This window comes from Aeribacillus composti (assembly GCF_007827555.1).
In the GTDB taxonomy this organism is placed as follows: Bacteria; Bacillota; Bacilli; order Bacillales; family Aeribacillaceae; genus Aeribacillus; species Aeribacillus composti.
This window is the reverse complement of record NZ_VISS01000004.1, coordinates 75,291-93,830: the sequence shown is the minus strand read 5'-3', so window position 1 is coordinate 93,830 and position 18,540 is coordinate 75,291. Positions and strand designations below refer to the sequence as shown.

Here is an 18,540-nt window from a genome sequence, read left to right as displayed (position 1 = left end):
AGGGATGATTAGCTATTTTGCTTCTTCAAAATATTCTTTGTAAAACCCGCCTACTTTTCCGGAATTGTCGATAATAAAATAATACTCTTCCGTTTCGTTCAAGACATCATAAGTTTGTCCAGGTGTCAATACATTATTTACCATATACTTTTTTGCATTTGTATGTAAACATACAACTTTTTTATTCGCTTTTTTGTTTTTCCATGATAGATGATTCATGTTTGCCACTCCTTCATTCGTTCGTTTTCATATGAAAAGAAGAACGCGGAATGCGTTCTTCCTTCATTAGTGATTTACCCTTCCAGCAGCAGCTGCTCTGGATCCTCCAACAGCTTTTTGACAGTTGCCAAGAAGCTGACAGCTTCTTTTCCGTCAATAATACGGTGGTCATATGATAAAGCAATATACATCATCGGACGGTTTTCAATGCGCTCTTCGTCAATCGCAACTGGGCGAAGCTGGATTTTATGCATCCCTAAAATACCGACTTGAGGTCCATTTAAAATCGGTGTTGACAATAAAGATCCGAAAATACCGCCGTTAGTTATTGTAAATGTTCCTCCTTGCAGATCCGAAAGCGCAAGTTTATTTGCTCTCGCTTTTGCTGCAAGATCGGCAATTTCTTGCTCGATTTGAGCGAATGTTAAACGATCTGCATCTCTTACAACAGGAACAACCAAACCTTCATCTGTAGAAACAGCTACTCCAATATCATAATATTTTTTCAACACAATTTCATCGCCTTGAATTTCCGCATTCAGTAGAGGGAATTTTTTCAAGGCTGCGACAACTGCTTTTGTAAAGAAGGACATAAAGCCTAAACGAACATCATGCTCCTCAAAAAATTGATCTTTTCTCCGTTTGCGGATGTTCATAACTGCTGTCATATCCACTTCATTAAAGGTTGTCAGCATAGCTGCTGTATTTTGAACTTCTTTTAGACGTTTGGCAATGGTTTGTCTTCTGCGGGACATTCTGATCCGTTCCACAGGCTTCTGATCTGCAACCGTTGCCTTTTGTGTTTCTTGCGGTTCTGGTTTTGGTTTATTAGGGGCTTTTTCTTCCGCTTTTGGCGCTTCATAATATGCAATATCTTGTTTGCGAACACGACCGAGCGGATCAGCCGTCGGCACGGCCGATAAGTCGATTCCTTTTTCACGTGCAAGCTTTCTTGCTGCAGGTGTTGCGATTGGGCGCGGTTTGCCTGCAGACTGTTCTTCCGATTCCACTTGAACTGTTTGCTCCTCTAGATTTTGCTCTGGAGCGGCTTCTACTTTTTGTTCTGGCTGAGGGCTGCTTGCCTGTGGAGCTTCACTTGCGCCTTCATCGATGATTCCGATGACTTCGCCAACTTCGACAACATCGCCCTCATTTTTAAATACTTCTTTTAAAACACCGGCATGTTCAGCAGTAATTTCAACATTGACCTTATCGGTTTCCAGCTCAAGAATGTATTCGCCTTTTTCAATTTTATCGCCAGGTTTTTTCAACCATTGAGAAATTGTACCTTCTAAAATGGATTCTGCTAGTTCTGGAACTTTAATTTCAGCCATTTTTTAAATTTCCTCCTCATTCATTCCATGTAAGCGCTTCTGTTATGATTCGGCTCTGCTCTTTTTTGTGAATTGTCGGGTCTCCTTCTGCAGGGCTTGACCGTCTTGGACGTCCAATATATTTAACAGCGAGCTTATCACCCACAATAGATTTTAATTGCGGATATGTGAAAATCCACGATCCCATATTCTTCGGCTCTTCTTGCACCCAGACGATTTCCTGCAAGTTAGGGTATCTTTCTATAATCTCTTTAATTTCTTCTTCAGGGAACGGATAAATTTCCTCCACCCGTACAATATGAAGAAAATCTTTTTGATCTAATTTTTGCAGACCATTCGCCAATTCTATCGATATTTTGCCAGTGCACAAAATTAAACGTTTTACTTTTTCTTTATTTTGACCTAAACCAGGCTGTTCAATAACCGGTTGAAATTGACCTTCAGTCAGCTCTGTAACGTCGGAAACCGTATTTGGATTACGCAGCAAGCTTTTCGGCGTCATAATGATGAGCGGACGCACTTCTTCTTTTGTTAAAATCGCTGCTTGTCTTCTTAGCAAATGAAAATATTGTGCAGCAGTCGTTACATTTGCCACCGTCCAATTGTTTTCTGCAGCAAGGGTCAAGTACCGTTCCAAACGCCCGCTGGAATGTTCCGGTCCCTGGCCTTCATATCCATGCGGCAGCAACATGACGAGTCCAGATTTTTGTCCCCATTTTGCCCTGCCGGCTGAAATAAATTGATCGAATATGACTTGTGCAACGTTTGCAAAATCACCGAATTGTGCTTCCCAAATAACAAGCGTTTCCGGAGAAAATACGTTATATCCGTATTCAAATCCCAATACAGAAACTTCAGACAACGGGCTGTTATGAATCGCAAACGATGCTTGAACATCCGACAAACGATGCAGCGGCGAGAAGGTTTTGCCTGTTTTCACATCGTGCAAGACTAAATGTCTATGAGCAAAAGTCCCGCGTTCCGAATCTTGTCCAGTAATTCTAAGCGGAGTTCCATCTCTCAAGATTGTCGCAAAGGCGAACGCTTCTGCAAGCGACCAATCTACTTTTCTTTCTTCTTCATATACTTTTGCCCTGCGTTCTAGAATTTTTTGCAATTTATTAAAAACGGTGAATCCTTCTGGGAACGTAATTAATTCCTTGTTAATTTTGTCAAGGACATCCACCGGCACAGTCGTGTCGATTTTGGGCAGACCATGGCTGACCGTTTCTGGAATATGAATTTCCTCTTCTTGGTGTTCGTTTTTTGGAACTTTATCGTATGCTTTTTTCAGCCGATCCTGCACTTCTTGTTCAAACTTTCTTGCGTCTTCTAAGGAAATAATTCCATCGCTTTCAAGCTGTTTAGCATATAATTTGCAAATTGTTTCATGTTTCTTAATTTTTTCATAAAGCAACGGATTTGTCGCCATCGGCTCATCCATTTCGTTATGCCCGTAACGGCGGTATCCGATTAAATCAATTAAGAAATCTTTATGGAATTTATTGCGATACAAAATGGCAATATAAACAGCTGCCAAACATGCTTCTGGATCATCCGCATTCACATGAACGATCGGAATTTCGAAGCCCTTGGCTAGGTCGCTGGCATATTTTGTTGATCGAGAATCATGGCTTTCCGTCGTAAATCCGATCATATTATTGGCGATAATGTGGATTGTTCCTCCGGTTTTGTAACCGTTTAACTGACTAAGGTTAAGAGTCTCTGCCACGACTCCCTCGCCAGGGAATGCTGCATCGCCGTGAATCAGCACAGCCATGGATTTGTGAATATCTTGTTCAGGATATCCGCGCACATTACGATTATCTTGGGCTGCACGTGTATACCCTTCCACAATCGGATCCACAAACTCTAGATGGCTAGGGTTGTTCGCTAGCGTGAGCCGTGCACGAACAACATTATGATCTTTAATTTTTCTGTCCGCACCTAAATGATATTTCACATCTCCGGTCCAGCCGTAGTTGATTCCGATTGAACCTTCAGACGGAACCAATTCTTTGTTCGGTGCATGCTGGAACTCAGAGAAAATAAGCTCAAATGGCTTTCCTAACACATGAGCCAACACGCTTAGTCGGCCCCGATGCGCCATTCCGATGTTTATATTTGTCGTTCCGCTTTTCACAGCTTCAGAAATCAGCTCATCAAGCATCGGAACGAGCATATCAACACCTTCAATGGAGAATCTCTTTTGGCCGACAAATGTTTTATGGAGAAAAGATTCAAATCCTTCGACTTCTGTTAATCGCTTCAAAAGAGAAATGCGTTTCTCTTTTGAAAGTGTTTTGAAAATTTTCCCAGATTCCACCATTTCGTTGAGCCATTCATGCTCTTCAAAATTGTGGACATGCTGAAATTCAAATGCAATCGATTTTGAATAAACATCTTTTAAATATTGGATCGCTTCGTACCCGTTGTGTACATGATCAGGAGTATACGGACTCAACAATTTGGCCGGTATTTCAATTAAGTCCTCTTTCGTCAGACCGTATCTTGATTCATTCAAAACATCTTCTTCGTTATGTTTTATCCCCATAGGATAAATAGAAGCATCCAAATGTCCAAATGTCCGAATATCCTCTGCAAACCTTACAGCAGCTGCTACTTTTTGCAGCTTATCAAACGTATAAGACAAATTTCTGCTTACAGTGGATGAGGAGTTTACATAAGATTGTTCAGTTAGAGCCTCAGGAGCCCCCCAAGCATCAAACATGTTTCTTAATTCTTCATCAACAGAATTCGGATCTTCTAAATATTGTTCATATAAGTCCATGACATACCCTAAATTAGGTCCGTGAAAATCACGCCATGCGATTTTTAAATTTGACGAAGTTTCTTCCATTTTCTTAAAAACCCCCAATGATCACTAATCATTAGAATTCTTCTGCTTTGTTTCCCCACAAAAAATTTTTTTAAATTCTCATCACCATCCCACAAGAAGCAAGCTATATTTTTTTAAATAACCGCTTCCACCGCTATTTTAACACTATTCATCAGATTGACCAATAGTATTTACTTAAAAATTAGCATCTTTATATAATAATTTTCTTGATTTTTTGAATACATGTTGTATTCTGCCATGTTTTGGCGGTTTATTCGATTGTTTTTTGCAGCAATTTTTTCAAAAGCGGGAACAAGACGTCCGGGAGTTCTGTGATATTTTGCACCATGATGCTGTGTTTTCCATAAATCGTTTTCATTACCTTTCTTTTGCTTTCTTCAACTGCTCCGGCGGATAAAAATATGTTCAGCACCTCTATACCGTGCTTTCGTGCATTCATTACGGCTTCATGTGTATCGACAATTCCGTTTTGATCATATCCGTAGGCAGCAGGCTCACCGTCTGAAAAAACAAGAAGAAATTTTTGCTTCTCTTTTCTTGCAAGCAGTTCGTTTGTCATATGCCGGATCGCAAAACCGTCGCGGTTATCTTCTTCAGGCAAAAGCTGCATGATTTCTGGTCCTGAACTGGAGCTAAGTGAAGTTTCGAAGTTGATTACTTTTTTGAAATAGTTCGGCTGGTTGTTTTCTGTACTGTTTGCCGAGTCTTCCCAAAAACCGACAATTTGATGTGGAACCCGAACGGACTTTAACGTTTCATGAAACAAAATAATGCCTCGTTTCGTTTCTTCCATTTTGTCGTGCATGGATGCAGAGCAGTCGACGAGCAGTGTAAACACCCCGTCAAGATCATTCGCAGGATTCCTTTTTTTGAAAAAAAGCTTCGGGTTTTCATCCGTCCATAGACGCAACAGCTTTTTATTCAATCTGCCGAAATGTTCATCTTGTTTTGGATATGTCTTTTTATGTTCAAGCGTTTTTTGAATGATTCGCTGCAAACGTTTTTTGTACACGATCAATTGCTGCAATTCCTTTTCATACGCAGATTTTTCTGCTTCCTTTGGCATGTTTGCCGTCAGGAAATATGCTTTTGCATGCTTGTTTTCCTTCCCGAGTTGTTGTTGTATTTCTTGCTCTACTTCTTTTTGCAGCTTTTCATCAGCATTTACTTCGTCATAATAATTGTTTTGAGTCTGTCTAGCTGAACCTTCCACAATCACAAGCGCCTGATCTCCCGTCTCAGTTTGCCTTGCATGTTCATCTATTAAATTCGTTTGCGTTCCTTGTTCTAAATCAAATTGCAAAAAGCTTTTCGTCGGTGTGGATGTTTCACGATGCCATATGGCCATTTTTTCATTATGAAGATCTTCATCGCCCTTTTTTACATTATCCAGTGCATCATGATTTTGAAGCCGGTCTTTTCGTTTCATGTCGTCAAAAGTCAAGGTATGGAGATCTTTTTCCGATAAATCAGGCAAAATGAAATAAGTATGGATCAAATCTTTTTTCAACACTTCATCCAACAGCCTCATCGTCTTCAGGACAATATCGGAAACTTCTTTCGTGCTATTTGCATCGTATACGTTCATCACTTGTTCCTTCACGAAAGGCAGCAGTTCATCTATTTGGACGCTTATTTCTGGTACATTCAAAACAGGTGATGTGGCCGTAGCCATTTCATACAGGGCCGCAAAGAGCGCATCGGTTGCAAATCCCCGATCAAGGCTTGCTTTCAGCTGATCACGGTAATATTTTTTATAAATATTCAGCCGCTTGCGGAAATAGCGCTTTGTCCCGGGACGATCGCGTTTAACCAGTTCTTCAATCCGGACATCTTCAAGCAGCATCAACAGCTGTTTTGCAAATTTTTGATGATGTAATGTCCGAACGAGATCATGAAATGCAGCAATTTGATGAAAATCCGTATAATAATAGCTGCCAATTGCGCGCAAATAAATGTCTGATTTAAATCCTGCAAGCTTGTCTTCTTCCGCACGATCGTTCCAAAAATGGCTAATATAAATTTTTTGTTCTGCTGGATGAAAGTAAGACTGAACGGCAAAAGCGATATCGATATCTCTTCGTTTTGTCAATGTTTGCGCTAAGTCGGACAGCTCCATCATTAACATTGAATCTATGATTTCATCATTAAATTTTATATAATGCATCGGATTTCCCTCACTCAAAAACGGTTTCTGCAATGTTCATGATCGCTCTTTTTTCCAGCTCATCATCCAATTTTGCTGCAATGGCCCGTTCAATCGCTCTTAAAGGGGGCAAATAAACCGACAAATCGCAGGCATCGATCAAAGCCCGGATGGAAGCTGCTTCTTCCGAAACCTTCCCGATTTTTACTTGTGTAATAATGTCGCTGGATAATGTGAGAAATTTTTCTATCAGCTTTTCATCTTTTAAAGAAGACTGCTCAGTGAGCACTTGTTTTAACTTTTCATTTTGTACATATGGAACATCAATCACGACGAATCGGTTTTTCAACGCTTCGTTTAACGGAACCGTCCCTACATACCCTTCGTTAATAGCTGCGATGACACCAAATCCCTCTTTCGCCGCCACAACCTCTTGTGTAAATGGATTCGTGATCCGCCTCCGGTAATCTAGCACCCCATTTAAAATTGGCAATGTCTCAGGTTTCGCCATATTGATTTCATCTATATATAAAAAATGCCCTTTTTTCATCGCCTGAATAACAGGTCCTTCGACAAACTCAATGGCTGTTTGATTGCTGGAATTGACGATCGTTTTATATCCAAGCAATGCTTCGGCATCAAGATCAACTGAACAGTTAATGCTGTGCATCGGCTGAGAAAAAAATGATGACAGCGTTTCAGCAAGTTTCGTTTTCCCAGCACCGGTCGGTCCTTTTAACAAAACATTTTTTCCAAGGGCCAATGCCACCAGCGCATCATACAAAATGACTGGATCGTCAGACAAAAAACCGCCTTGTCCAATTAATCTTTGATCTTGATCAGAATGCACCCGCTTTTTGCGAGATTCAATTACATTTATTATTTCTTTTGGCAAATGAAGCTCTAAAGACATCATAAAAATTTCCTTTCTAATCATCACGTTCTTTTTTATATTGTTTCACTACATAACTATATCATATCCTTTTTTAACACATTAATTTTTAAGATTCTTTTGAATTTAAAATATTATAATTTTTACAGACAGCACAAGCCATAGACGTGGTTTGTACTACTGGGATTGTCCAGAAAGTCAAAATGCATAAAATCAGAAAATCATAAGCATGAATATATCAACGTTTTAAAAAAAGTTAAAGGGGCGTCTATAAGCCCAAAAATCGACTTATTAGACAGCCCCCTATAAATCAATAAATTATATAGAAATTTATTTATATTGAACCCAACTTTCGCATACCAGTAGCTTAGTTAAAATTATATATAGATCTTGTAATTCAAATGTATCATTTAACATTTTGGCAACATTAAGAAAAGACACCTATTTTCAGACCGTCGAAAAACGGTCCAAGCTACATATCCATACAGATGTTAACATGTCAAGTTACATCTATATAGGGAGGAATGGATTCAATCCAATCGTTTTCTATCTTACCAAATGAAAGACGCCTTTCCGCCATTCCCCCATCTCTGGATGTTGGAAGCTCTGAACAGACAATCTTAATTATCGGAATAAAAAGAACAAATCATTTGATGGAAAAGTTGAAGCTTTCCCTTTAACTGATGAATGCCGCTCCGTATCAAGAAAGAGCGGCTTTTCTGATTGGACCATCATTCGTTTACACTTGTCCTGCACCATACGAGCGTTTTCGTCGTTGTGATGGCATACAAAATCCATTGAACACCGAGCGTGCAGATTTTGGATACTAATGCGTCTTTTCAAGCGGCTTTTTAGTCTAATTCACATTCATCGAGAGGAACGACCTTTGTCTTTTTCACGATTTTATAGCCAAACCAAACTGCTAAAAACAATGGCAATCCAATGTAAGAAACGAGAATACCGTACCAGTCGATTGATTCTCCCATGAAGGCCCTGTAGTTCTGTCCCAAAATGACGACCGCGCAAAGTACCAGAGCGAACAGCGGTCCGAATGGAAACCATTTTGCTTTGTAAGGAAGATCACGGAGATCTCTCCCTTGCGCAACATACGCTTTGCGGAAACGATAGTGACTGATTGCAATGCCAAGCCATGCAATGAACCCCGACATACCAGAAGCATTTAATAACCATACATAGACGATCCCATCCCCAAAAAACGAAGCCAAGAAAGCAAGCGTTCCTAATGAAGCAGTAACCAGTAATGCATTAACAGGGACTCCCCGGCGATTCAACTTAGCCAGAAATTTTGGCGCTTTCCCCTCTTTTGCTAGCCCCCAAAGCATCCGAGTAGACGCATACATACCAGAGTTTCCAGCTGATAAAACCGCTGTTAAAATGACAGCATTCATAACGGATGCAGCGAACGCAATGCCAGCTTTGTCAAAAACGAGAGTAAACGGGCTGACCGTAACATCGCTATTCGCTAGATTTTCATTCGTATATGGAATAAGAAGTCCGATTGCTAAAATAGCCAATATATAAAATAGCAAAATGCGCCAAAATACTTGCCGAATGGCGCGAGGAATGTTACGTTTCGGATCCTCGCTTTCACCTGCTGCAACTCCAAGCAGCTCTGTTCCTTGGAAAGAAAAACCCGCCGCCATAAAAATGCCGAGAGTCGCCATGAAACCACCATGGAATGGAGCGTCGCCGATGGTGAAGTTTTTAAATCCAACCGCTTCACCACCCATAATACCTACAATTATTAAAAAGCTGACAATAAGAAAAATAATGACTGTTACTACTTTAATGAGCGAAAACCAATATTCTGCTTCGCCAAATCCTTTTACGGATAAATAATTAAGCAGAAACATAACCACTAAGCATAAAGCGCTCCATAAAAGTGAAGGACTATCAGGAAACCAAAATTTCATAATTATAGTCACAGCAGAGAGCTCTGCGGCAATCGTAATGGCCCAGTTGTACCAGTAATTCCATCCTAGAGCAAATCCGAGCGCAGGATCGACAAACTTAGTTGCATACGTACTAAACGTTCCAGTAACTGGCATATAAGCTGCCATTTCTGCAAGACTGGTCATCAAAAAATACACCATTATACCAATTGCAATATACGCTACCAGCGCTCCGCCCGGCCCAGCAGTATGAATTGCTCCACCGCTGGCTAAAAACAATCCAGTGCCAATCGTCCCACCAAGAGAAATCATCGTTAAATGCCTTGTTTTTAGCTTGCGTCGAAGCTGGTTAGGCGAAGAATGGGCGGTCGTAGCTGTTTCCTTCTTTTTAATAACGCTTTCCATTGTTTTCATCGCTCCTTTTTTCTTTGTCATGGAAAGGAGCCGGGTGATAATCGAGTAGGAGTGGGTGACTAACCCCCGACCTCTCACACCACCGTACGTACCGTTCAGTATACGGCGGTTCAATTAAGATGACGCAGAAATTGATATCTTTCGAATAGACTTCTTAACCCTTGTCGACTCCAGTAGGAGTTGTCGAGGGTTTTGTGTAGAATGGGACTGCAGGCAATCCGACAGTATTTCTTGCGTATTACCCCACTCGAATGGCTTATGCGTTGGAACACTTAATCCTCTGAGTTTCCGAATTTTTGTTTTCGGCGTTTTCCACTCTTTCCATAAACACATTCGAAGTCTTCGTCTGATCCATTCGCCAAATTCTTTGAACTTACTTGGCGTATCTGCCAAGGCAAAATAGCCGCACCATCCCCTTGCGTTAAGCTAACTGCTCTTCTGCCTTTGCAGCTCGGGACTTTCACCCTAGAGATTACACCCATGCTGGGCGCACCAAAAAAGCCGCCGAAGGTGATTCGGCGGCAATACAAACATTACCCGTATCAACCCTTCCGTGAAGATAGCGCTCCACGGCTGCTTTTCTTCAGGCAAACCGTGACAGTGCTGCCCCTGTTCGGTGGCAACCCCAGTCCGCACATCCAGAGAAATGTGCGAACTTCGGCGGCTTTCCCTTTCCAGCGAAGTCTTCAATGTTCTCTGCATCTCGTTCGCAGTACTCATAAAAGCCGCAACCTCTACCTCATCGGGTGAATGAGGATGCTATTTATTTAATTCCATAATGATTATAAAACAATTTTTGTGCAAAAACAATATCTATTTACACCTCGATTGAGACAAGATTTTTTCGTATAGAATTTTTTAAAATCCAACCATTGCTTTCAAGGGATGATCAATCGGTCTACCAGATGATTGTTGTAGATAGAAGACATGGTTTCTCGTGATGACTTCGATCTTTTGTTTAGAAATGATTTTAAATATGGTTCTTACGAAATTTTTTATGAAAACGAGTAAGGGTTGAAAACAAGTTTATATTTGTTATTTCACAATAGTTATCACAATCGATAAAGCACCTGTTTCTCTAACAAAAATAATCCAGTCGTCCGCAAGTCACTCGTTTTATTATTTGTAAGCGATTGATTTGACCCTCAAGCAGACCGATGTTTTAGGGGGAAGTAAAGCATTCTTTACAGCTTGGATATCACTTCTCAGCCTAAAAGCATAATAATAAAATGGTGTTGGGATCATTTCGCCCTCCCTCTATAAACTTTAATTTTCTTCAAAATTCTCACGTTTTCTTTAAATTTCACTAACTTCCAATAGCTTCTTCACCTCATGTTAGTAGATATTAATTGAATATATTTACATGGTAGAGTCCGTCCCACCGAACAGATTTACAATATCTGTAATATCCTGTATGACCGTGCTCCTAATCAATACCTATAGCACCTCCTTCAGATCAACAGAGTATGCCTTATTTTCTAAAATTATTCCATATCATTTGCTGAATTCGTTGCAAAATATAAATTTTTATATACAATTGTATTTCTTGTCAATAATGCCGGAAAATTTTTAACAACCCTAAATTTCATACATATACAAAATCTCCAGTAAGATGGATGTATCAGCAAATTAGACGATTCTATCATTCTTCCGATTAAAAAAGCAATCAGCCAACAAACGGCTGATTGCTTCATGTTTCTCATTCTCGCAAAATATAATTTTAAAAATAAGATCTGGCTCCTAAATATCGATCGTTCCAATATTTTTGGTTTAAATTCGATATTTGCACGCCACTTGATCCGGCATGAATGAAATCTCCATTTCCAAGATAGATTCCCATATGGGAAGGACCTTCTTTATATGTTGAAAAATATACAAAATCTCCGACATCTGGTGAACTTACTGGTTTCATCATGTTCCAATAACCGGCTGTACTTAACCGAGAAACGGATGTCACTTTGTTTAATACATAGTAAACAAATCCGCTGCAGTCAAAACCAGATGGCGTATTTCCGCCCCATCTGTACGGAACTCCAACTAATTTTTTGGCTTCTTGAATCATAACTAAAACTTTGCCGTTTTGAGTAGATGAATCAGAATTCGTTTTTGTACCGGAATTCACTTGACGTGCACTATCAGCTGAAGAGCCTGACAGCTTCAATACTTGGCCGGGATAAATAACGTCAGATGAAAGGTTATTCGCAGCTTTTAATTGATTGACGGTTAATTTAAATTTTACAGCAATTTTCCATAGAGAGTCGCCTTTTTGGACGGTATATGTATTTTGTGAACTTGCTTTATTTGAAGTTTGTGAGGTTTGTTTGGGCGCCTGCACCTGTTCTTTGGCGCTAACCTTTTCGCTAGATACAGCTTGGCTGGATCCAGATAGTTTTAACACTTGGCCAGGATAAATTAAATCGCTGGTTAATCCGTTCAGCCTTTTTAATTCGCTGACAGACGTTCCGTTGTTTTTGGCAATGCCCCATAACGTATCGCCTTTTTTCACTGTGTATGTCGAACCAGTTTGTTTAGGAGCCGCCTCTGTTTTATTATTAGCAGTTACTTTCGCTTTCGGAGAAGACGATGCTTCTGTAGGAATATTTAAAACCTGACCTATGTATATTGTATCGCTTGTAAGTCCATTTGCTTCTTTTAACTTTACAACAGTAGTATTATATCTTTGCGAGATTCCCCAAAGAGTATCCCCGGCTTCTACTCGAATCGTTTCAGCGGAAGCGACTCCTGCGAAAACCGAAGATCCAAGAACCGCGGATGTCGTTAATCCCAACACTTTTTTCTTCATACAGCCTTTCCTCCTCATATGAGACATCCTATGTTCGTTTATCGTACAATAAAATTTCTTACTTATTATATCGACAACTTTCTTCATATTTTACTATATTATAAGATAAAATTCATCATTTTTTCAAAAAAGAGGATGATAGACCTGTATTGTAAATATTTTCAAAGCAGCCTATTCGATCGTTTATTTTTCATCATCAAATGGGTAAATCCAGAACGTTTCTTTATGAAAAAATTGTTGAAATTGAGGGAGGTCTTTTCCTCCTTCTTCTATTTTTTCTACGATGGAATAAGTTTGCGATCGATGAGCCTTCAATGCCTGTATTTTTATATCTGCAACTTCAGATATATCGATTTCTACATCCGGCTCGCCTATATGTTCAAATCGATCGTTTGAAAAAGCTATGCAATAAACGGTTGGACGCTCCTCCCTTTTCAAGCGTTTCACCGCACGAATAACCGCCTCGCCACAAGCGTTGTGATCTGGATGAACAGCATAACCAGGATAAAACGTGACAAGAAGGGTCGGTTTGACTTCCCGGATGATCTGTTCAAAGTGGTCTGCCAATTTTTCTTCATCTTCAAATTCCAATGTTTTATCCCGATAGCCGAGCATTCGTAAATCGTTTATATTTAAAATTTTTGCGACCTGCTCCAATTCTTTTTTTCGAATATCTTTTAATGTCTCCCTATTGGCGATTAAAGGCTTTCCCATGCTGCGGCCCATTTCGCCTAAAGTGCAGCAAGCATACGTGACAGGTACGTTTGCTTTCCGTTTTAAAGCGATCAGTCCTGCTGCTCCGAACGATTCATCGTCGGGATGAGGCAGGATCACTAATAACCTCTCTTCCATTTATTCCTCTCTCCTTTTTAAGAAAATGGAGTTTCACTAATTTGTAATGCAATGGCAAGCTTTCCATCTCGATCGTGGCCGGCCATGAGCAGGCGATTTTGTTCATCAACGGTATAATCGGTAAGACCTTCAGCATACACCCAGCCTTCCTCTGTTTTTAATCCGACACGGTATGGTCCTGTTCCTTTTATTTTACCTTGTGAAAATGTAATTTTTGCATTTCGGACAAACGCGACAATAGTCATGCTGTTTTGATTGTGGTGTGAAGTATAAGCACCGGTTGTCGTTTCAAGATGAATATACACCTCTTTATGTAAAAAAGAATCAATGATTTTTTGAACCCTTATCGGATCAATCGGTTTCAAAGCTTCCACCTTCTTTATTTTGTTAAGATTTTCTCATACATCTCCATATGCTTGCTGATTAATTCAAGCTTCTCTTCCGGTGAAATGTCGGCTGCTATAATGCGTTTCAGCGCATCTAGTAATTTTTTATCTGGACTTTTTCTTACTCTAGGGTGAGTCATTTCATCGAGGAGTTCTTTTTTAATCGCCTCTTCCAACGTTTTTTTCTCATCTGACCCTACTGAAAGAGTTCGGTTTGACCAAAGTTTTCTGTATGCATGAAGAAGTTCGTTATCATTCACATTTATTCACCTCGAGGAACCTGCTTGCATGAGGTTACTTTGAGAGTCTAGTCTTCCATATCGTTTTGAAAGAAGGTTCACTCATTGTAAAAATGATGATGCCTGTCCAAATGCAAACAAAGGTGATCAATTCTACAACAGTAAACGGCTCGTGGTAAAGAAAAACGCCGAGAAAAAAAGTGATCGTTGGCGCAATATATTGCAAGACTCCGAGAAAATACATCGGAATTTTAGGCGTACCTTTCGCAAACAGCAATAAAGGGATCGCCGTAATGACGCCTGTTCCCATTAGAAGAAAGTTGGTCGATGCATCCCATTCAAAAAAAACACTGCTTCCTAACGATTCTAAGTATAGCACATAAATGATTCCAATTGGAAACACAACAAACGTTTCAAGCGCCAGACCAAAAGCAGAATCTAATTTTATCACTTTTTTAGCCAGTCCATAAAACCCGAATGTACTCGCAAGAATAAGCGATGTCCACGGGACATGGCCATAATGGACAGTTGATATGAGCACTCCGAAAGCCGCAAACAAAAACGCGGTCTGCTGCCCTTTGTTTAATTTTTCATGCAAAAAGATCATTCCTAATAGTACGCTCACCAATGGATTTATGTAATAACCAAGACTTGTCTCAAGTACACGGTCATGATTCACCGCCCAAATATAAACAAACCAATTGGCGCTGATTAAGAAGGATGAAAGAGCCAACGTTAACAAAATCTTGGGTGATTTAACGATTTTTGTGCACTCATATAAAAAATCAGCAAATCGTTTTTGGAACAAAAGCAACAGCAACACAAAAACAAAAGACCATATGATTCGATGAGCCAAAATTTCCTCAGATGACACATGATCTAATACTTTCCAATAAATAGGGAATATCCCCCATAAAATATAAGATAGACTAATATACATGATTCCTGATCTCATGCTAGATCATCTTCCTTCCCATATCACACATTATATTCTGTTTCGATCGCTTTTTCCAAGAAATTGTTTTGAACGATCTTTCCGCAGCAGTCATATATTACAATGTAACAATTAGGGTCGAAGAGGGATGTGTGAGCAATGAATCTTTGGAAAAACATGAATGCCGGACATGTTGAACAATATATTCAGGAAGTAATGAAGCAAGCGTTTGGTTCACACTATACGGAGCAATTCCCATTCACCAGTCCTTTTCCTATTATGAATCATAAAGAAGCTCCTCCTTCACCTGAATTTTATGAGACAGATGAATTTATCTATATTAAACTTCCGATGAATGATGATTTAAAAAAAATGATAAAAATCCAACATAACCAACACCATTTGCATCTTATGAATTATCCGGAAAAAAATCAACAAAAAAAATTTGTATTTCCTGCACCTGTGAAAAGAAAAGGGACAAAAGCCGTTTTTTCTGACGGAATTCTTGAAATTAAATTCGTTAAATTAAAAGATCATCATTATACGGAAATTGATCTTTTCCCATCTGAGTAAAATGAGGCCGGTTTTGTTAACCAGCCTCCACTCATCCAATTTTCTTATGGATAAACTCCGCACTGCCAAAAGGGATCTTCAACATATTCCTGAAACTGAAGATGAAATGCAGACAAATCCGATTCCGCATTTTACTTTAATCCCTTTTCATAACACCAATTCAAAAATATCGAAGCGAACGTTCGCCGCATTATATGAAAGCTCAACAAAAATGAAATGAAAATGTCAGAACGATAGGGAGGTCTATGATTATTAAATTTTCTAAAATGAAATGAAAAGTGAAGAAGGTAGGCAAGAATTTAAAAGCAAAATATTTGTCACTTGCCCTTTTTTATTTGCGATCACTTTACATATATTTGGATGCCTTAGTTGTATTAGCAATCATTCCCTCTTGCTTCATCGTATAGAAAAAATCAGTTAAGTAAAGCTTTTGCAACAGGACTTTCCCTAAATAAAGTCCTTTCAATGTCAACAATATGCTTGAACAAATCTGAAAATAAAGAAGGCGGCCGGAAGACCAAGCCGCTGCTGTCAATTTTATTCCATCTTCGATTTCAATACTTCAATTGCTTTTTTCATTTGGGTATCATTTTTTTCAATTTTTTCTCTTACTAAATCCATCAGTTTGATTGTCGTATCTTGTGAGATTTTCCCCGTTTGTTTTAATTGATGGTCTCTTTGGAAAGCAACAACAGTATTTTTTAATGCTTTATCAAAATATCCGTCCACATCTGTTTTATAGCCTAAAGCTTGAAGCATTTTCTCAGCTGTTTTCACTTCTGTTGAAACGTCGCCTTCCTGCAACGTTTTTTCCGGATTTAAATATGGTAAATGAGCATATTCAGGCAAAGTCACTTTATATTGAGGTTCTATTCCTTTTTCGTGAATCCATTTGCCTGAAGGTGTCAGCCATTTGGCAATCGTATATTTCATCGACGAACCGTCTTCAAACGTTTTAGCGCTTTGAACGGTTCCTTTTCCGAACGTTTTTTCTCCTACAATCGGAATTCCCTCCGATTCGTTCAAAGCCGCGGCCATAATTTCGGCTGCGCTGGCTGTTCCATTATCTGTGATGACTACGACCGGAACATCAACGATGGGTTGATTTTCCGCTTTATAAATATCCTTTGATCCGTCTTTTGCTTCAACTTGCAAAATCTTTTTGCCTTTGTCTACAAACATATTTGACATCGTTATGGCTTGGTCCATCAGTCCCCCAGGATTTTGTCTTAAATCGAGGACAATTCCTTTTACTTTTTTCTCCTTCAGCTCTGTCAATGCATCTGCCAATTCTTTTCCAGTGTTCTCGGAAAATTTTGTGATTTGTATTTTTCCAATTTTATTTTCTACTACTTCACTATAAACTGTTTCAATCGGAATCGTATCTCTTGTAATCGTAAAGGTCAGCGTGCCGACGCCATCCCGTTCAATTTCAAGGCTTACTTTCGTTCCTTTTTCGCCCCGAATAAGAGATACCGCTTCATTCACAGACATTCCTTCAACACTTTTATTGTCAACTTTTAAAATTTTATCTCTCGGCTTCAACCCTGCTTTCTCGGCAGGCGAGCCTTTTATCGGTGAGACGATCATGATATAACCGTTCGTCTCTGTTACTTCTGCACCGATTCCTTCAAAGCTTGAAGATATATTTTCTTCAAATCCTTCTGATTCTTTCAAATCCATATATGACGTATACGGGTCGTCGAGAGATTCTACCATCCCTTTGACAGCACCTTCTACCAATTTTTCATCATCTATTTTTTTATAATATTCTTGCTTTAACGTATCATATGCTGAATAAAGCTTCTCAAAACTATCATTTTCTTTTTCAGATGCTGACGTAAAGTTGAGTAATGTGAGCGTAAAACCGCAAGTTATTATGACCGTCAGTACAATTGCGATGAAAAAATTTCGTTTTTTAATATACAACACAACTCCCCCTTTAATCCATCCATTTCATTATGTCCGACAATTACAATATCGTCAAACGATCTATGTGTTTCTGTCGGCAAAGAAATGGCAAGTCAAAACGTTAAATCAACGCTCTTTCATCCTTCATCTCTTGTTTATGAAAAAATCAATCCCGCTTCAGCGGGAGAGCTTCGGTTAAATTTTCTTTACTTTTTGGAAATATTCTTCAAGTGTTAAATTATTTTCATATATGACTTTTGCAGCTTTCTTTCCAACGTAGCGAATATGCCAAGGCTCATACTTATATTTTGTGATCGCTTCTTTCCCTTTCGGATAGCGGATAATATAGCCAAATTTATGGGCGTTTTGTTGAAGCCATTTTCCTTCCTTCGTTTCCCCAAATTTTTCAGTAATTTGAAAATCTACACTTTCACTCGTCACATCAATAGATAACCCTGTCTGATGCTCACTTTGACCAGGTTTTGCTACTGCTTGAACTGCTTTTTGCTCCCCTTTTTGTTTTTTTTCTGCTTCAAACAGCTCAACCTGCCGATCGTACGAACGAAAGCCTGAGGCTCCGAAAAGAATCACGCCGTCTTTTTTCGCAGCTAGAAAAAGCTGTTCAAGTGCCGCAGCTGCTTCCTTGCGCAAATAACGCTTCGGAACATCCGCGTCCCCGAATGAAAACTGTATGTTTGGCACTGTCAAATCATTTGGTTTATAGTCGACAGGAAGGAAAAAATCTTTATTGACAAGAACTAAAATATTGTCAGGATTTTGAATAACGGGTTGACCGTTAACCGTTTGTACGACATTAAAATATTGCTCCTCAAGCAAAAATTCCGGATCAATTTGTTCTGTTTGGACGGTTTTTTCCGTTGTTTGGACGAGTTCTTTGTTTTCTACTGTTTTTGCTTGCGGTTCATTCTCTTCAACATAGTCGCTTCCATGAAAAAAGGGAAGCTTATCAAATGGCATTGAGCATCCGGCAAGCATCAAAGCTGCAAGAATCGTGACTGCGATGATTTTATGCATAAAAATTCCCACCTTGTATAATCTCTCAC

General features: G+C 39.4%; 14 protein-coding genes, 1 pseudogene and 1 riboswitch. Of the genes and pseudogenes, 1 reads left to right on the top strand and 14 read right to left on the bottom strand.

What is annotated here, in order from left to right; all coding sequences use genetic code 11:
• Positions 1-12 precede the first annotated feature (12 nt).
• The 12 genes and pseudogenes from FB379_RS03400 to rarD form a co-directional block, all read right to left on the bottom strand.
• The gene (locus FB379_RS03400) at positions 13-219 is read right to left on the bottom strand and encodes a DUF6501 family protein (RefSeq protein WP_063389709.1); all 207 of its coding nucleotides are present in this window, start codon (positions 217-219) and stop codon (positions 13-15) included.
• Positions 220-293: 74 nt separating this feature from the next.
• Positions 294-1,553, bottom strand: a complete 1,260-nt coding sequence (gene odhB / locus FB379_RS03395; protein ID WP_130157576.1) for a 2-oxoglutarate dehydrogenase complex dihydrolipoyllysine-residue succinyltransferase — start codon at positions 1,551-1,553, stop codon at positions 294-296.
• Positions 1,554-1,569: 16 nt separating this feature from the next.
• Positions 1,570-4,413, bottom strand: a complete 2,844-nt coding sequence (gene sucA / locus FB379_RS03390; RefSeq protein ID WP_144596994.1) for a 2-oxoglutarate dehydrogenase E1 component — start codon at positions 4,411-4,413, stop codon at positions 1,570-1,572.
• A gap of 250 nt (positions 4,414-4,663) precedes the next feature.
• Positions 4,664-6,580: a vWA domain-containing protein gene (locus tag FB379_RS03385; protein ID WP_144596992.1), complete on the bottom strand. Its 1,917-nt coding sequence runs from the start codon at positions 6,578-6,580 to the stop codon at positions 4,664-4,666.
• 10 nt (positions 6,581-6,590) lie between these two features.
• Positions 6,591-7,496 carry an ATP-binding protein gene (locus FB379_RS03380; protein ID WP_130157580.1) on the bottom strand — a complete coding sequence of 302 codons (906 nt, stop codon included), beginning with the start codon at positions 7,494-7,496 and terminating at the stop codon, positions 6,591-6,593.
• An 806-nt stretch (positions 7,497-8,302) separates the two neighbouring features.
• Positions 8,303-9,769 carry an amino acid permease gene (locus tag FB379_RS03375; RefSeq protein WP_066250317.1) on the bottom strand — a complete coding sequence of 489 codons (1,467 nt, stop codon included), beginning with the start codon at positions 9,767-9,769 and terminating at the stop codon, positions 8,303-8,305.
• A gap of 119 nt (positions 9,770-9,888) precedes the next feature.
• Positions 9,889-10,192: pseudogene (locus FB379_RS03370) on the bottom strand (group II intron maturase-specific domain-containing protein); the annotation flags it as partial.
• A gap of 138 nt (positions 10,193-10,330) precedes the next feature.
• A riboswitch (Lysine riboswitch) is annotated at positions 10,331-10,523 on the bottom strand.
• Between the two features lie 975 nt (positions 10,524-11,498).
• Positions 11,499-12,581 carry a C40 family peptidase gene (locus tag FB379_RS03360; RefSeq protein ID WP_144596990.1) on the bottom strand — a complete coding sequence of 361 codons (1,083 nt, stop codon included), beginning with the start codon at positions 12,579-12,581 and terminating at the stop codon, positions 11,499-11,501.
• A gap of 183 nt (positions 12,582-12,764) precedes the next feature.
• On the bottom strand, positions 12,765-13,433 hold the full coding sequence (bshB2, locus tag FB379_RS03355; protein ID WP_063389702.1) for a bacillithiol biosynthesis deacetylase BshB2: 669 nt from the start codon (positions 13,431-13,433) through the stop codon (positions 12,765-12,767).
• 17 nt (positions 13,434-13,450) lie between these two features.
• The gene (locus FB379_RS03350) at positions 13,451-13,798 is read right to left on the bottom strand and encodes a YojF family protein (RefSeq protein ID WP_063389701.1); all 348 of its coding nucleotides are present in this window, start codon (positions 13,796-13,798) and stop codon (positions 13,451-13,453) included.
• A 14-nt stretch (positions 13,799-13,812) separates the two neighbouring features.
• Positions 13,813-14,079 (bottom strand): hypothetical protein, encoded by a 267-nt coding sequence (locus FB379_RS03345; protein ID WP_063389700.1) that lies wholly within the window; start codon positions 14,077-14,079, stop codon positions 13,813-13,815.
• A 34-nt stretch (positions 14,080-14,113) separates the two neighbouring features.
• The gene (rarD, locus tag FB379_RS03340) at positions 14,114-15,013 is read right to left on the bottom strand and encodes an EamA family transporter RarD (RefSeq protein WP_063389699.1); all 900 of its coding nucleotides are present in this window, start codon (positions 15,011-15,013) and stop codon (positions 14,114-14,116) included.
• 138 nt (positions 15,014-15,151) lie between these two features.
• On the opposite strand from rarD, the gene FB379_RS03335 reads away from it, so the two are divergent.
• Positions 15,152-15,565: an Hsp20/alpha crystallin family protein gene (locus tag FB379_RS03335; protein WP_063389698.1), complete on the top strand. Its 414-nt coding sequence runs from the start codon at positions 15,152-15,154 to the stop codon at positions 15,563-15,565.
• 537 nt (positions 15,566-16,102) lie between these two features.
• Here the strand turns inward: FB379_RS03335 and FB379_RS03330 are convergent.
• Together FB379_RS03330 and FB379_RS03325 are read right to left on the bottom strand one after the other, a co-directional pair.
• Positions 16,103-17,488 (bottom strand): S41 family peptidase, encoded by a 1,386-nt coding sequence (locus FB379_RS03330; protein WP_066250343.1) that lies wholly within the window; start codon positions 17,486-17,488, stop codon positions 16,103-16,105.
• Positions 17,489-17,671: 183 nt separating this feature from the next.
• Positions 17,672-18,511, bottom strand: a complete 840-nt coding sequence (locus FB379_RS03325) for a M15 family metallopeptidase (RefSeq protein ID WP_063389695.1) — start codon at positions 18,509-18,511, stop codon at positions 17,672-17,674.
• Positions 18,512-18,540: the final 29 nt, after the last annotated feature.

What these genes read in the sequence shown, in the direction of transcription:
- rarD (WP_063389699.1), bottom strand. Translation starts at nt 15,013, where the DNA reads ATGAGATCAGGAATCATGTATATTAGTCTATCTTATATTTTATGGGGG.
- FB379_RS03400 (WP_063389709.1), bottom strand. Translation starts at nt 219, where the DNA reads ATGAATCATCTATCATGGAAAAACAAAAAAGCGAATAAAAAAGTTGTA.
- odhB (WP_130157576.1), bottom strand. Translation starts at nt 1,553, where the DNA reads ATGGCTGAAATTAAAGTTCCAGAACTAGCAGAATCCATTTTAGAAGGT.
- FB379_RS03360 (WP_144596990.1), bottom strand. Translation starts at nt 12,581, where the DNA reads ATGAAGAAAAAAGTGTTGGGATTAACGACATCCGCGGTTCTTGGATCT.
- FB379_RS03335 (WP_063389698.1), top strand. Translation starts at nt 15,152, where the DNA reads ATGAATCTTTGGAAAAACATGAATGCCGGACATGTTGAACAATATATT.
- bshB2 (WP_063389702.1), bottom strand. Translation starts at nt 13,433, where the DNA reads ATGGAAGAGAGGTTATTAGTGATCCTGCCTCATCCCGACGATGAATCG.
- FB379_RS03325 (WP_063389695.1), bottom strand. Translation starts at nt 18,511, where the DNA reads ATGCATAAAATCATCGCAGTCACGATTCTTGCAGCTTTGATGCTTGCC.
- FB379_RS03375 (WP_066250317.1), bottom strand. Translation starts at nt 9,769, where the DNA reads ATGGAAAGCGTTATTAAAAAGAAGGAAACAGCTACGACCGCCCATTCT.
- FB379_RS03380 (WP_130157580.1), bottom strand. Translation starts at nt 7,496, where the DNA reads ATGATTAGAAAGGAAATTTTTATGATGTCTTTAGAGCTTCATTTGCCA.
- sucA (WP_144596994.1), bottom strand. Translation starts at nt 4,413, where the DNA reads ATGGAAGAAACTTCGTCAAATTTAAAAATCGCATGGCGTGATTTTCAC.
- FB379_RS03385 (WP_144596992.1), bottom strand. Translation starts at nt 6,580, where the DNA reads ATGCATTATATAAAATTTAATGATGAAATCATAGATTCAATGTTAATG.